Source organism: Streptococcus toyakuensis, from assembly GCF_024346585.1.
Taxonomy (GTDB): Bacteria; Bacillota; Bacilli; order Lactobacillales; family Streptococcaceae; genus Streptococcus; species Streptococcus toyakuensis.
This window is the reverse complement of record NZ_AP024523.1, coordinates 736497-751568: the sequence shown is the minus strand read 5'-3', so window position 1 is coordinate 751568 and position 15072 is coordinate 736497. Positions and strand designations below refer to the sequence as shown.

At 40.3% G+C, this 15072-nt stretch carries 12 protein-coding genes; all 12 read right to left on the bottom strand.

Translation table 11 applies throughout. The features are described from left to right. Nucleotides 1-59: 59 nt before the first annotated feature. The 12 genes from STYK_RS03900 to STYK_RS03845 all read right to left on the bottom strand — a co-directional run bounded on the left by STYK_RS03900 (nt 60) and on the right by STYK_RS03845 (nt 14962). Complete coding sequence (locus STYK_RS03900; RefSeq protein ID WP_261805283.1) at nt 60-1319, bottom strand: TRZ/ATZ family protein; 1260 nt, start codon at nt 1317-1319, stop codon at nt 60-62. Nucleotides 1320-1587: 268 nt separating this feature from the next. Then, the gene (locus STYK_RS03895; protein WP_261805282.1) at nt 1588-3336 is read right to left on the bottom strand and encodes an ABC transporter ATP-binding protein; all 1749 of its coding nucleotides are present in this window, start codon (nt 3334-3336) and stop codon (nt 1588-1590) included. Nucleotide 3337: 1 nt separating this feature from the next. Further along, nucleotides 3338-5062 (bottom strand): ABC transporter ATP-binding protein, encoded by a 1725-nt coding sequence (locus tag STYK_RS03890; RefSeq protein WP_261805281.1) that lies wholly within the window; start codon nt 5060-5062, stop codon nt 3338-3340. Nucleotides 5063-5122: 60 nt separating this feature from the next. Next, nucleotides 5123-6061: a peptide-methionine (R)-S-oxide reductase MsrB gene (msrB, locus tag STYK_RS03885; RefSeq protein WP_084923943.1), complete on the bottom strand. Its 939-nt coding sequence runs from the start codon at nt 6059-6061 to the stop codon at nt 5123-5125. A 98-nt stretch (nt 6062-6159) separates the two neighbouring features. Then, nucleotides 6160-7029 carry a homoserine kinase gene (gene thrB / locus STYK_RS03880; RefSeq protein WP_261805280.1) on the bottom strand — a complete coding sequence of 290 codons (870 nt, stop codon included), beginning with the start codon at nt 7027-7029 and terminating at the stop codon, nt 6160-6162. 1 nt (nt 7030) lies between these two features. Next, entirely contained in the window at nt 7031-8317 is a 1287-nt protein-coding gene (locus STYK_RS03875; protein ID WP_261805279.1) for a homoserine dehydrogenase, read from the bottom strand. A gap of 151 nt (nt 8318-8468) precedes the next feature. Continuing rightward, entirely contained in the window at nt 8469-9209 is a 741-nt protein-coding gene (gene mecA, locus STYK_RS03870; protein ID WP_261805278.1) for an adaptor protein MecA, read from the bottom strand. A gap of 314 nt (nt 9210-9523) precedes the next feature. Further along, complete coding sequence (gene tarQ, locus STYK_RS03865) at nt 9524-10558, bottom strand: teichoic acid biosynthesis protein TarQ (protein WP_084923949.1); 1035 nt, start codon at nt 10556-10558, stop codon at nt 9524-9526. Beyond that, complete coding sequence (locus STYK_RS03860; RefSeq protein ID WP_261805277.1) at nt 10551-12020, bottom strand: O-antigen polysaccharide polymerase Wzy family protein; 1470 nt, start codon at nt 12018-12020, stop codon at nt 10551-10553. The genes tarQ and STYK_RS03860 overlap by 8 nt, the downstream gene beginning before the upstream one ends. Before the next feature lie 15 nt (nt 12021-12035). Then, nucleotides 12036-13022 (bottom strand): glycosyltransferase family 2 protein, encoded by a 987-nt coding sequence (locus tag STYK_RS03855; RefSeq protein ID WP_261805276.1) that lies wholly within the window; start codon nt 13020-13022, stop codon nt 12036-12038. Nucleotide 13023: 1 nt separating this feature from the next. Next, a complete protein-coding gene (locus STYK_RS03850) occupies nt 13024-14127 on the bottom strand; it encodes a glycosyltransferase (protein ID WP_261805275.1) in 1104 nt (367 codons plus the stop codon). After that, entirely contained in the window at nt 14117-14962 is an 846-nt protein-coding gene (locus STYK_RS03845) for a LicD family protein (protein WP_141230763.1), read from the bottom strand. The genes STYK_RS03850 and STYK_RS03845 overlap by 11 nt, the downstream gene beginning before the upstream one ends. Nucleotides 14963-15072: the final 110 nt, after the last annotated feature.

Sequence of the window (15072 nt, the reverse complement as noted above, 5' to 3'; positions counted from 1 at the left end):
CAAAAAAAGAATGCAAGATTTTTGCAAACTTTTTTTAAAATTTTTTCGTGATTTTTCTTTTAAAGTTCTACTGTCAGGACTTGACCTTGCTTAACAATCTGTTCTCCAGCGATATAAACATCATCAACGTCGCTGGATTTGACTGCATAGACTAGGTGAGAGAGCATATTTTCTTGGGGTTGAAGATGGATTTTCCCTTGTGGTTGGATGACCAGAAAATCTGCTTGCTTGCCAACTTCCAGACTTCCTATTTCATTTTCCATTCCAAGAACCTTAGCACCTTCTATCGTTAGAGCTTTGAGAGCTGTTTCGATAGGAAATTGACTGGCATCTCCACTCTTCATTTTCTGTAGTAGTGCTGCTGTCCGTCCTTCCTCAAACATATCAAGATTGTTGTTGGAAGCAACTGAATCTGTCGCAATTCCTACTGCCACTCCCGCTTTTTGGAGTTGGATGATTGGAGCGATTCCTGAGGCCAGTTTGAGGTTACTGATAGGGTTGTGGGCGATAGCTACTTGAGAGGTTGCCAAACGTTCAATTTCTCGCTCGTTTAATTCGACCCCGTGAGCAAAGACAGACGGATGCTCTAAGTAACCCAGTTCTTCTAGAAAGGCGAGTGGACGTTTACCGTATCGTTTCAGGATAATGCCTGATTCCTCCTTGGTCTCCGCAACATGGATATGGATTGGAATATTCAGTTCTTTCGCCATATCTAAGCTCGTTTCCAGCAAATCTCTACTACAGCTGTAAGGAGAGTGAGGAGCTACCATAACCTTGAAATTTGGATTTTCATATCCTAAGATTTCCTCGATGATGCCTCGTGTTCTAGTAATGGTCTCAGTAGTTGTTTCTGCCTCTGAAGAAAAGAGGGTCGGTGAGAAATAACAACGCATCTTAGAATCTTTCACTGCCTGATAAATCCGCTCAATATCCACACCATTGGGATTATACATATCATTAAAGGTTGTTGTTCCTGACTGGAGCATCTCTGTCAGAGCTTCTTTGACCGCCTTGGTAGTCATGTCGGGAGTAAACTCAGCTTCTGCTGGCCAGATATAGTCATTGAGCCATTCATGGAGATTGCTATCATCTCGAATCCCTCTCAAACCTGTCATAGCAGAATGAGTGTGGCAATTAACCAAACCAGGCATGATCCAGGCTCCCTGATAGTCTATAATCTGCTCAGCTTGCTCTAAAATCTCTGACTTCTCTTGACCGATATATACGATTTGAGAATCCTTAACAGCTAAGATTCCATCTATATAGACATGGAAATCTTGATCACAAGTCACGATATTTACATGCTGAAAGACTTTCATTACAGGCTCCTTTTCTAAAAGATCATTTATACTCTTCGAAAATCTCTTCACACCACGTCAGCTTCACCTTCCCGTAGATATATGGTTAATGACTTCGTCAGTCTTATCTACAACCTCAAAGCAGTGCTTTGAGCAAGCTACGGCTAGCTTCCTAGTTTGCTCTTTGATTTTCATTGAATATTACAGTGAACAATTTTTCTAGCTATTGTAACAAAAAAGTCACCCGAAGGCAACTTTTTTTGTCCATAAGATTTCAAAGTAGAAAGGATTATTCAGAGCTAAAAGCTGTAGCTTGCTGCATTTGGTAATACTTGCCCTTTCGAGCCATGAGTTTCTGATGGTTCCCATACTCAACAATATCACCATCCACTAAGACTAGAATCATATCCGCATCCTGAATGGTTGACAAGCGGTGGGCAATGATAAAGCTTGTACGCCCCTTCATGAGTTTTGCAAAGGCATCCTGAACCAGCACTTCTGTCCGCGTATCGATGGATGAAGTTGCTTCGTCTAAGATAAGAATCTTGGGAATAGCCAGAAAGACTCGGGCAATAGTCAAAAGCTGGGCCTGACCGACAGAGAGAGATTCACCTGCATTTTCCAGTTTGGTATCGTATCCCTGTGGCAACTGTTGGATGAAAAAGTCTGCATTGGCTGCTTTGGCAGCAGCAATCACCTGCTCCCGACTGGCTTCAGGGTTACCAAAGGCAATATTGTCATGAATAGTCCCTTGCTTAAGCCAGGTTTCTTGGAGCACCATTCCAAACTGTTGTCGTAAAGAGGCACGACTATAGTCATAAATGGATTTCCCGTCTAGCAAGATATCTCCCAAGTTAATAGGATAAAAACGCATGAGGAGATTGATAAGAGTTGATTTGCCAGCACCTGTCGGACCAACGATAGCCACCTTGCTACCAGCTGGAATATCAATAGATAAATCCTTAATCAAAATCTTTTCAGGATGGTAACCAAAAGAGACATGTTTAAAGGAAATAGCTCCTTTAACTTGGTCACTGGTCAAGACTTCCTTACCAGTTTCAGCCAGCTCAGTGCTATCTAAGACAGCATAGACACGCTCTGCGCAAGCAAGAGCACTTTGCAATTCGGCTAGAACTGAGGAAATATCGTTAAAGGGCTTAGTGTACTGTTGGACATAATTCAAAAAAGTCACTAAACGCCCGATAGTCAAGGTAGAGCCTATCATGATACGATAAGCTCCCACTCCAGCTAGAAGCGCATAAATGAGCGCATTTACAAAGCGAGTTGAAGGATTAACTGTTGAAGAATAAAAGATAGCTGACTGAGAATAACCTGCATAATTGGCATTAGCCTCGTGCAGCCTTTGGATAAACTCTTCCTGAGCATTAAAGGACTGGATAATGGTCTGCTGGTTCAACGATTCTTCAATTAATTGTGTCTGAATCCCCCTCGTCTCTGTTTGCTTCTGGAAGAGATGATAGGATCTCTTGGCAATAAAACGTGAAATTACCATAGACAGTGGCGTCAACAGCAAGACTAAGAGAGTCATGAGGAGATGAATCTGAAGCATGGCTAGAATACTAACAAAAATCATCAAGACACCAATGAAAAATTGGTTAAAAATCATGGTCAAGCCAGCTGCCAACTGTTCGATGTCCGTGGTTACACGACTGACCATTTCTCCACTTCCTTGTCGATCCACAAAGGCAATCGGTAAACGATGGAGCTTATGGATGATTCGCTCTCGCAAGTCTCTGGTATAAGAAAAGATTAGGCGATTATAGAGGAGAGGATTGACCCACTGCACAAGGGTATTTCCTATGACCACCAAGATCATTTGGAGAAAAATCTGCCAAAAAACTGATGAAGAACCAGCCACCATGGCTTGGTCAATGACCTGCCCAATCAAGATAGGAAGATAAATTGATAAGGCAACCTGGGCAATAGTTCCTAGAAAGGCTAGGAAAAGGAGGAAGGGATGACTTGCTAAATCTTTGGCCAAACGTTTGAGCGTCTGGTTTGCAGTTTGTCGTCTCATACTAGTCCTCCTTACCATGTTGGGATGCATTGATTTCGCGATAAACTTGACTGGATTTCATCAAGTCCTCGTGCTTGCCGATAGCTAGGAGCTCTCCTTTTTCTAAGAGGAGAATCTGGTCTGCCATCTGTAAAGTCGATGTTCGTTGAGAAATCAAGATTAAGCTCGTATTTGGCAAATTTTCTCGAATAGCTTTCAAGAGTCTAGACTCGGTAATGGTGTCCAGCGCCGAAGTTGCATCATCTAGGATGAGAAACGGAGTCTGGCGCAAGACTGCTCGAGCGATAGACAGTCTTTGTTTTTGACCACCTGAGAAATTTCGTCCTCCTGCCTCAACTGGAGCATCCAAAAGTCCTTCCTTTTCACTGACAAAATCCTTGGCTTGAGCAATTTCCAAGGCATGCCAAAGTTCTTGGTCTCTTACTTCGTGATTGAAACCTAGAGTCAAGTTGGAACGAATAGTTCCCTTAAAAAGTTCGACTTTTTGGGGCACATAGGCAATCCATGACCGCCACTGCTCCAAATTAAGAGGACTACGTCCATCTCGATAAAGGTCTATGCTCCCCTTGTCTGCTGGATAAAGTCCAAGAATGAGTTGCACCAAACTTGATTTACCAGAACCCGTTCCCCCAATAATACCAAGGATTTGCCCTTGCTGCATATCAAAGGAAATGTCTCTCAGAGAAGGCTGGGCCGCATCAGGATAGGTAAAGGTCAGTTCTTGAACTTGTAAAACCTGATTGCTGGTAACTTGCTTTTTCTCTAATTCTAAATGAATATCTTCTGGAGCCTCAGCAAAGACTTCCTCGATTCGCTTAGCAGAGATGTAAGACTGGTTTAGAGAATTGATCAGCATGGCGAGCTTGACCAATTCCACCAAAATCTGTAAAAGATAATTAATAAGGGCAATGAGAGCACCTTGACTCAGCAATCCTCCTTGAATAGAAATATAGCCTTGCCAGATAATAACGAGGAGAGTTCCATTTACAATCAGATAGGTCAGGGGTGTTAATAAACTGGACCAAAAGCCAGTTTTTTCTTGCAATATGGCATAAACTTGGTTAAGAGTTTGAAAAATCTGTAACTCTCGTTTTTCTTGTCCAAAAGCACGAATAACCCGCATTCCTTGTAATTGCTGGCGTGTTTCCTGAACTAGTTGGTCCGTTTTCTTTCTCAGACTGCTGTAGAGAGGATTGACCAACCGAGAAAGGCCTACAATAACAATGGTCAAAATGACAACCATGGCCAAGAACCAGAAAGTCAGCTCAGCTGAGATTCGATAGGCCATAAAAATGGCACCAAAAACGATAATAGGCGCTCGCAAAAAGAGACGTAGGAATTGATTGATACCAGTCTGAATCTGGTAGGTATCCGAAATCAAGCGAGTCACCAAGCTAGAAGTTGTCAAACAGTCTCTGCTGTCCTTAGGTAAAGACAAAATATGACGATAGAGGTCGTTTGTCAATTCCTTGGCAAAACCTACCGCAGCCTTAGCTGAGTAGAACTGGGCTATTAAGGCCACTACAACACCAATTACTGCAAAGATAAGGAGCAGGCCAATCTGCATCCAGAGATGACCTTGATTTCTTTGGGGCAAGGATTGGTCAACAATCCCAGCAATCACCATGGGAACCAAGAGCTCAAACACAGCTTCAAGTAGCTTGAACAAGGGTGCTAAAATTGATTCCTTGATGTAGGGTTTAAAGTAAGATAGTAAGTGTTTCATAAATCCCTTCTATTCGTTTTCTAGAAATGAAGAAAGTGGGAAGCACCCACCATCTCTGATTTATTTGTTTAAGTAAGGTAGTAGATAGCCATAGCCTGCTTCTTCCATCTCATCCTTGGCCACAAAGCGCAAGGAAGCAGAATTGATACAGTAACGGAGGCCACCAAACTCACGCGGTCCATCTGTGAAAACATGACCCAAGTGAGCATTGCCTGACCGAGAACGAACCTCAATTCGCTCCATTCCATGACTGAGATCCTTGTAATAATGAATCAATTCTTTGGAAATCGGACGGCTAAAACTTGGCCAACCACAACCTGAGGCAAACTTATCCTTGGCAAAAAAGAGTGGCTCACCTGTCGTGATATCTACATAAATCCCTTCTTCAAAGGTTTGGTCATAGGCATTGGTAAATGGAGCCTCTGTAGCAGCTTCTTGGGTGACACGATAGGACTCTTCAGTTAAGCTTTCCTTTAACACTTCTTGACTAGGCTTTTCATAGTTAGAGGCATCAATCAATGGCTTCTCAGCATCGGTCACATCGATATGACAGTAACCTGAAGGATTCTTCTTAAGATAGTCTTGATGGTAATCTTCAGCCAGAATGTAATGACGTAGTTTCTCCACCTCTACTGCAATCTTTCTTCCAAGCATGCGCTCCTGCTCCTGCACCACTGTGTAGATAGCTGGCAAATCAGCTTCATCTTGGTAATAAATTCCGGTCCGATACTGACGTCCACGGTCATTCCCTTGTTGATTGATGGATAAAGGGTCGATGACTCGGAAATAATAGAGCAAAATTTCTCTGAGTGACACTGCCTTCTCATCGTAAATCACTTGAACCGTTTCTGCATGGTCTGTTTCCTTGAGCAGCTGATAATTGGTCGTTTCGACTTGTCCATTAGCATAGCCGACACTGGTTGCTAGCACTCCAGAAATGCGTGAAAAATATTCCTCTAGACCCCAAAAACAACCAGCTGCTAGATAAATTTCTGCCATCTTTATTTCTCCTTTATCAAGTTTTTAACTCGAATTCTTTTCAAAAAAAGGATAGGAAGCCCTCTGGTCGAGAGTTTCCCCATCCTATCTTCTATTCTTTATTTTGCTTCGACACGGACACCTTGGGTATCAACCTTCAAGTCATGAAGCTTTCCTTTGAAGGGTTGCTTTTCCAATTCTGCCTTAATCGTTGGCATCTTGTCATGAGAAGCCAAGACCATAACTGTCGGCCCAGCACCAGAGAGGTAGGTTGCATAGGCACCATTTTCTTTGGCTACTTGCTTAATCGTCGCAAATTCTCTCACCAAGTCCTGACGATAGCGCTCGTGGAAGAGGTCTCCCTCGATTGCTTGTCCAGCAGTCGCCATGTCTCCTGCCAACAAGGCCGCAACCGCCACATTGGCGATAGAACTAGCTGCAACAGCTTCCTTATAGGACAATTTCTTAGGCAAGACACCACGACTGTCGCGAGTACGCAATTCATAGTTTGGAATGTAGGCTAGGAAATCACACTCTGGGAAGTCTGCTACGATAGCAGAAACTTGTCCATCAACAGAGCTTGCAATAACGAGATTACCATAAATGGCTGGAGCCACATTGTCAGGATGCCCTTCAATCTTGGTCGCTAACTGCAATTTTTCATGGTCTGACAAGTTGAGCTGGCCCAGTTGGTTGGCTAGTTCAATCCCAGCAACAATAACAGAACTGGAAGAACCCAAACCACGTGCCAAGGGAACATCACTAGTCATTTTTAAACGTCTTGGTTGCAAGTCTGGTACAATTTGCAAAGCAATTTTGAGCAAGAGATTACGCTCGTCATGAGGAATCCATTTGCCAATCTGGTGTTCAATCAGCCACTCATCTCGTTCTTCGCAGACCTCAATTTGAAGATACTTGGTTACAGCTACACCGACCGAGTCAAAACCCGGCCCGATATTGGCACTAGTTGCAGGTACAATAATCTTCATCTTATTCTCCTAGCACCTTGAAGCTATTCAAGAGGTCGAATTCTGAAACCTTCTTCAATTCAACTGAAACATTTTCAAGCTGGGCTTTATTAATCTTGTGTGTGATGATAACAACACGCGCCTTGTCACCATCTTTTCCATCTTGGAGAATTTGCTTGAAGGAAATATCTTGGGCATTAAAGATTTCAGCCAATTTCAAGACCTGACCTTTTGAGTCTGGAGCCAAGATTGAGAAGTAGTAATTAGCTTTGACATCTTCAGGATTTGCCAAGACCAAGTCACGGCTATATTCGTTGAAGTCTTTGCCAATGGTACCATCATTCAAACGACGAACGATACGGACAATATCTGCTACAACACTTGTTGCAGTTGGTTTTTGACCAGCACCTGGTCCGTAGTACATAGACTCACCAATACCGATAGATTCTACAAAGACAGCGTTCATCACGCCATTCACGCTAGCAAGTGGGTGTGCTTTGGGTAGGAAGGTTGGAGTTACTTCTGCAGCAATTCCTGAAGGAGTTTCTTCGATAGAACCGACCAATTTCACTACATAGCCAAGGTCTTGGGCTACAGCCACATCTTCTGGTGTGATATTGCGAATCCCCTTGTGGGCTACATCGTCAAAGGCAACCTTCATACCAAAGGCAAATTGGCTCAAAATAACCATCTTGTAGGCTGCATCAATCCCATCTACATCATTTGTCGGATCGCTTTCTGCAAAACCAAGTCTTTGCGCTTCCGCAAGAGCATCATCATAAGACCAGCCTTCTTCCACCATCTTGGTCATCATGAAGTTGGAAGTTCCGTTGACTACTCCAAGCACACGCGTGATTTTATCAGAAGCCAAGGAATTTGCTAGAGTGCGAAGAATTGGAATCCCACCAGCTACTGCTGCTTCATAGTAAAGTGCTACATTATTCTCTTTAGCGATTTCTAACAATTCTGCACCATGGACAGCCAAAAGGTCCTTGTTAGCAGTAACAACGTGCTTTCCAGCTTCCAAGGCACGAGTGATAAAGGTCTTAGCTGGTTCGATACGCCCCATCAATTCCACTACAATCGTAATGTCTTGGTCTGATAAAATGTCATCCACATTGGTTACAAAGTTAAAGTCATTCCCTGCTGCAAGCAAGCGATTCTTTTCATCTTCATCCTTGACCAATACTTTAGCAACTTCAATTTCTGAATGTGCTGATTGATTGATTTTTTCTCCATTTTCCTTTAGGAGGAAAGGCACACCACTTGCAACGGTACCAAATCCTAGTAAAGCAATTTTAACTGTCATGTTTATCTCCTCGAAATTTTCTAATATAGCCATTATAACAGAATTTTGTGAAAATTCCTATTATAGTAAATCACTATTTCAGTCTAAAAAAGAAAAAACGAATCAGATGATTCGCTCTTCTTAAAATCTGGAAATAGCTTTCCAGAAAGGATTATCCAATCTTTTGCAGATTGAGCACTGCATCGTGATTCATCAAGACTTGACCATACTCCTGCAAGACTGAGCGACTGATATCACTATCGTCTGCAAACTCGCGCATACGTGCCAAGAGCCAAGCTGGATATGGACTTGGATGATTTTCAATATCCACTAAAATAGTCAAATAATAGCGCTCATTCATCTTGTAGAGTTCAGAAGTTTCCATCTCAAAAGTCACTGTCTTGGCAAAAGACACCAAATCAGCCAACTTAGAAAAAGAAAGGATGTAGTAGATGTAAGGCTCTTTCTTCTTGCCTTCAACTTCTTGTTCATCCTGCTCCTGCTCTTCTTCCTTGGCTTCTACTTGCTCTAGAGATTGAATCGCTTCAATATCATCCTTAGTTTTGTCTGCGATGCTTTTTTCCAAGGTTTTGATAAATTCATCTGGCGACATTTGGGCTAATTCTTCCATATCTGGTAAATCCGATAAGTCTTCAAAATCTAGATTTTGGTCAATCTTTGATTTGGTTACAAAGACATCTACCTTATCAGGTTTTGGAGTCACACGGAAGCTCAACATGCCTGTATCCAAAAAGCTCTCAGGCATCTCTAACTCATCCAAGATGGCATAAAAAAACTCTTCTGTTTTTTCTTGAGGAACGAGAAAGTCAGCAATCTCCATTCCTCGATCCATCAAATCTTCTAAAGACATCGTGATTTTTAAAGTTGTATCACTGATTTGTTTCATTTTCATTGCTAGTAACCTCATACTTTCAGTTCTATCTATTATACTAGATTTTTACGATTTTATCAAAAGAAGGCTCCTCTGTCGGGATAGATTTTCCATAAGGTAACTTCTCTAGAAGACTCTAATACTCTTCGAAAATCTCTTCAAACCACGTCAGCTTTATCTACAACCTCAAAGCGGTGCTTTGAGCAACCTGCGGCTAGCTTCCTAGTTTGCTTTTTGATTTTCATTTAGTATAAAAGAAAATTTCTGCAGACAAATAGAAAAAGCCTTCAAAATCGGCTCTTAGCCAACTTTGAAGACCTAATACATCAGAAAGCTTATAGTTTAAAGGTTGCTACACCGAGGATAGAACGATTTAAGTTTCTGAGAATTTGAAGACTTTGCTCAAATTTCTTATAACGAGTCACTCCGTATTCTTCAACAAGAAGGACGGTATCTCTTTCTAAAAGAGATGGTACATCTTGTAAATCTACAAAATGCATTCCTTTCAAAGCCTCTTGATTTTGTTTTAATTTATCTAGGATAGCTTTATTTGAGCTAACAATAGTCAATTCTTGTCCAGCATTTTTGTATGATAGAATATCTGCTAGGTTGGCAATTGTTGTAATCTCTGTTACAAAATCAATTTGATACTGAGAAAAATCACCTGCTCTATTGATTGTTGGATTAAAGAGATAAACCAATACATTTCCCATCACAACCAAAATCACACAGACTACTCCAATAACAGCTAAACGTAGAATCAAGTTTTTCACATTCAATCCAAGCGCTGTCTCACCATTTGCATTCAATTCTTTAGAGTTGATGGTTTCCAATTTTTCAATTTTTACATTTGCATAAGTGTGTTTAAATTTCTCAATCAATCCATCAATTTTTCGCTCCAACAAGTCATTAGCATCTTTACTTGGTGTCAAAATTTTCACACCAACCCCTGCATCGTCAATCATATAGTAGACAGTCAGTTTTTTCCACCAATAGTCACTTGTAGAATTTTTCAAGGTTGTCTCTGTCGTATCCAATTCACTGGCAATTTTTTTCAACTCACTCGGTTCTACATCATTGAAAAGATAAGCTCCATTCAAATTCCCATCAATCAATTTTCCGTAGAAATCACTATAACCACCAATTTGATGATTCAAAATCGTTTTAGCTGAATCTTCTGGAGGGGTGATTTTATAGCTGATATAAGTTGAATAACTTGTTGTGTCTTTGACAGTATTTTTATTCTTAACTGCTTTAATTGTAAATGGTACAGCAATGAGAGCAAATAAAGCGATGAGAGCTAGAATATTTGCTTTTCGTTTTTTGTATAGATTTGCAAATAAATCCGCTACTGAATAATGTTCAAACATGATTTTTTTCTCCTTTGTTTAGTAGATACTGGTTCTCTTTTGTAAGCATTTTCGCTACGAATATAATCACAAGAACAATTCCCCAGAATTGCATTGTAAATAAATTGAAGAAACTTTCTGAAAAGCTACTTCTTGGCATAAAGAATAGATTATTCAAGATGAGTAGGGACAAGGCAAATAGGATTGTTCTTGAACGATAGGCTACTTGTAGCATGGCTATGAATAACATACCTAGCAAGAGACTAAGTAGAAAGACTCCTATCATACCATAGTCGGTATACAACTCCATAATATAGCTACTTCCGATACCATGTCCTTTCAAGTATTCCTTGTTCAAGACAAGATAGGATAGATTATGGGCATAACTATTACTATCAATAGCTAGTTCCACACTATTGGTTGTATGTTCAAAGGCTTTTCCTCCGAAAATGGCCCCTAAACTTCCCCTTGCAAAATAATCAAGGACAGGACCAAAAGTAAAATTGCGTAAATCTCGGTAAGGGAGGCTACTGTTAAATAGAAAGCCTCGAGCCAAAACACCAAAACTGGTTCCTTGTTTATAGATAAAGTCGAGCAGGATATCCCAGAAACCTGTATGGGAAACCTGGACATTATCCCGTACATAATTGAGCACTCCCATCGCTAACATGAGAATAGGAGACCCTACAAAAATCGCTAACTTCTCTTTAAACCCAATCCATTTTCCCTTTTCAGTTTGCTCCCGCATAAAGTAATAAACAAAAGCAAATAAAATACTTAAAATAAAGGGATTTCGTGTTCCGATTGCCAAATGAATGGTATTAGCTGCAATAAAGGAGACAAGCACTGCTGTTGCCTGCCATTTCTTTGGCTTGGTTGCCAAATACATACACATTGCATAGACCGTAAATGTTGATAAGATATAGGTAAAATAGGGCAGTTTACTTTCAAAGTTTGCATAGTAGGTATAGTAGGAAGTCTGCAAGCGATACATGAGTCGTTCAAATAAGCGAATGAAATAGAAAGGATAGGTTAGAAGAAAAACTCCTAGCGATACAAAGCGCAACCGCTTGATGTAAACCTCTTTTAGAGAACTTCCTATCTTGGGTACTTGTATTTTCTTTCTAGCTATAAAATAGCGAGCTAGGAGCCCCCCTGTGGTCAATCCCAATATCGAAACCATGACGACTATAAAGGCAAAGCGATAGGCTATGGGATGATAGGTATCTAAAGCACCATCCCTAAAATAATCAATGGTCGGCCTTGATACCAGAAATACAAAAATAGTTAAAAAGAAAATAAAATGGATTAAGTAATACTTGATATCATTCCAACAAGCAATTAAGCTACTAACCAGTAAGAACAATAAAGTAGAAAGCAAGCTAACATTGTTATTATTAAACAGATACACAATTCCACTTACTAGTGTCAAGGCATAGCTGACTATGGTCAAACTAAATAATAATCGTTTTCCATCAATCACTTGCTCACCCCCGTTCTAATGTAATTTTTTAGATTTTTCAATATTTTTTAGTAATAAGAATCGGTATAAGGAAATATTTATGAATAGAGCCAAAGCACTAATTCTTCTCCCCTTACGGAAAATTGGATTCCTAGCAATAGCAAAGGCATGGCCTTTTAAAAAACGATGAATCTGAGAATAGGCTTCAAATTGTTTATACTGATCATCTAGCAACATCTTATCCAGAATAAAGAAGTGGGCATAGGCCAATCTGAAAAAAGCAACCTCTTTCAAGTCAGGATAGTTTTTCACAACTTCATTATAAAACTTTTGGTAGATATCAATATAGGCTAAATCCTTCTCTGCATAGGGTTTAGTCGTAATACTATCTCCTCTATGGAAATAGTAATAATAGGGTTTGGTATTAACCACATACTTCTTGGCCAACTTGATCAAATCAAAATGATAATAAGCATCTTCATAAATCAATCCCTTTGGAAAGGATAGGGCAGTTGCAATCTCTCTCTTGATTAGCTTATTGCAGATCGTTCCAGGTATTTTTTCACCTATGAGGTATTCCCTCAGAAATGTTTGAGAATCACAGACAAAATACTCATCCTGATTGGCTGACTGTGGGCTTTCATCATTAGCATAGACATTCATGACACCACAGCTCGAAACATCCGCATCTTCTTGAATTAATTGCTCATATAAGCTCTGAATCATTTCTGGATGGATATAATCATCTGAGTCAATAAAAATCAGATAATCTCCGTGAGCCTGCTTCATTCCATCGTTTCGTGCTTGCGACAAACCTTCATTCTTTTTATGAAGCACTGACATCCTATCATCTAGTTCAGCGATTGAATCACACAAGCGACCACTTTCATCCGTTGCTCCATCATCCACAAGAATGATTTCCAGATTCTGATAGGTCTGCTTCTGGATGGAAGCTATCGATTTTTCTAGGTACTGCGCCACATTATAGACTGGCAAAATGACACTAATTAATGCAGTTTCCATGCTACTCCTCTAATAGTTTTTCTACTTGTTCGATTTGTTTGGCAATTGTGAATTGTTGAATGAATTGGCTAGCCTCATTGGCATCGAAGTTTGAGGCAGAGGCCATGTAGTTCGTAATTGCCTGAGTTGCCTCTTGATTGCTCTCAATGATTTGTCCAAATTGTCCTTCTTGGGATAATTCCTCAGCCCCTCCAACATCCGTAGAGACAAAAGGAAGTCCCAGACTCAAGGCTTCCACATACACTCCAGGAAACCCTTCTTGTTTAGACATAGACAAGAGAACTTTCGTCTGAGATAAATACTGATAAGGATTTTTTTGATAACCAAGGAAATGAACATAGTCCTCAAGTTCATACTCTTTGACCCGTTTTTTCAGTTCCTCTTCCATATCACCAGCACCTATAAAGTAAAGGTGGTAGTTTTTTCCTTTTTGGTGTAATAGTCGTATCACTTCCACCACACGGTCAGAACCCTTATTTTCCTCAATCCGTCCAATGGTACAGATACTTTGAGGCGCAATCTCGATATCGATCTTCTCTTGAGATTTTTCTAGAATGCTCTGAAAATCATATCCATTGTAAACTGTCCGTAATTTCGAAGCATAGTCTGGATAGACTTCCTTGATAGAATTGCTGGTTTTATTCGAAATTCCTACAATGGTATTCGCAGCATCCAACTGGCGTCTATGTGATTCTCTTTTGGAGCTATCCTTAATAAATTCTTCGATACTTCCATGAATCCAGGAGATTTTCTTGACTTCTTTTCTTTTAGAGAACAAAAGTGGAGGATTCATAATAGTAAAAGAAACTTCAACATCATAGTCATCTCTTACAAGCAAGCGACGAGTCAATCTTGGAAAATAAATTCTCATTCTCCACAAAAGAGCTCGAATCCATCTGGCTTGGCGATAATCCTGAAGGGATTTTAAAATGCCTACATGCTTGGGCACAGATTCGTACCCCTTGTCAAAATGTTCCATTTCAAGAATATCAATATCATACTTTTCTGGATCTAGATTTGAAACAATGGTAGATAGAATCTTCTCTGCTCCACCCCCGAGAGAAAAAGACCACATAAAAAATAATATTTTTTTCTTAGCCACCATATTCTCCCTTGTATTCTGTATAAGACTTATCCATATCAGCGATGACAGCATCATGATGTGGTACTTGCTTGTCTGCTGGTGGAGGTGTCATATAATCCCCAAAAGCAGTGCTGAGATAAGCATCATAGCCGACTGGAATAGGCATCTCTGTCTCTTCAAATGGCAAGAAGAGATTATCTTCAAAAGATTCGATTAGGTACTTATTTCTCATGTAACCAGGACCCGAGCATAATTCCGTGATTCCATCGCTCTCAGCTAGACTGTACTTGGTCATTTCTTTTTCAGCTTTTTTCCAAATGCGATAACGAAGAGATTTCGGCGTCAAACCGAGTAAAATGCGACTTCCCCACTTCATAAGTGCGCCATGTTTTTCTGGAATAGTTTGCGCACAAAAAAGAGAATAAATCAAGGCCCAGTGAACCTGCTTTTTCCGCTCAGCTGGATTTTTAGGATAATAATCCAAAGGTAAAACATCCAAGGCCAGACCATGTGGCAAATCCAAATCCTGCTGATAAGGTTTGATACAGGTCGTTTCCTTGTCACGAATGGTAATAAAAAGATTGCGGTCGACAAAATCCTTATTACTCTTTGACAAGAAATAACGCTCATCTGCATAACGAGGCCATAATTCTGCTAATTTTTCATAGTCCTTACGGGGCATAAAAAAGTCTAGGTCGTCGTCCCAAGGAATAAACCCCTTGTTTCGAAGGGCGCCAATAGCACCTCCTCCACAGAGATAACAAAGCAAATCATGTTCCTTGCAAAAAGCAACAAAATATTCAGCCATCTCCAGACTTCGAGCCTGAATTGCTTTTAAATCAGTCATATTGTTCATTATTCTTTCTATCGTATCGTTCCATTATACCACAAATAAGGGATGAAAATCTATTGCAGACTGTAAAAAATCAAAGCCTGACTGCTGGATAAATAGCCTTCAAACTTTGA

Coding starts and splice junctions, on each gene's coding strand:
- STYK_RS03855 (WP_261805276.1), bottom strand. CDS start 13,022: ATGGAAACTGCATTAATTAGTGTCATTTTGCCAGTCTATAATGTGGCG.
- STYK_RS03875 (WP_261805279.1), bottom strand. CDS start 8,317: ATGACAGTTAAAATTGCTTTACTAGGATTTGGTACCGTTGCAAGTGGT.
- STYK_RS03890 (WP_261805281.1), bottom strand. CDS start 5,062: ATGAAACACTTACTATCTTACTTTAAACCCTACATCAAGGAATCAATT.
- tarQ (WP_084923949.1), bottom strand. CDS start 10,558: ATGTTTGAACATTATTCAGTAGCGGATTTATTTGCAAATCTATACAAA.
- STYK_RS03850 (WP_261805275.1), bottom strand. CDS start 14,127: ATGGTGGCTAAGAAAAAAATATTATTTTTTATGTGGTCTTTTTCTCTC.
- msrB (WP_084923943.1), bottom strand. CDS start 6,061: ATGGCAGAAATTTATCTAGCAGCTGGTTGTTTTTGGGGTCTAGAGGAA.
- mecA (WP_261805278.1), bottom strand. CDS start 9,209: ATGAAAATGAAACAAATCAGTGATACAACTTTAAAAATCACGATGTCT.
- STYK_RS03845 (WP_141230763.1), bottom strand. CDS start 14,962: ATGAACAATATGACTGATTTAAAAGCAATTCAGGCTCGAAGTCTGGAG.
- thrB (WP_261805280.1), bottom strand. CDS start 7,029: ATGAAGATTATTGTACCTGCAACTAGTGCCAATATCGGGCCGGGTTTT.
- STYK_RS03900 (WP_261805283.1), bottom strand. CDS start 1,319: ATGAAAGTCTTTCAGCATGTAAATATCGTGACTTGTGATCAAGATTTC.
- STYK_RS03895 (WP_261805282.1), bottom strand. CDS start 3,336: ATGAGACGACAAACTGCAAACCAGACGCTCAAACGTTTGGCCAAAGAT.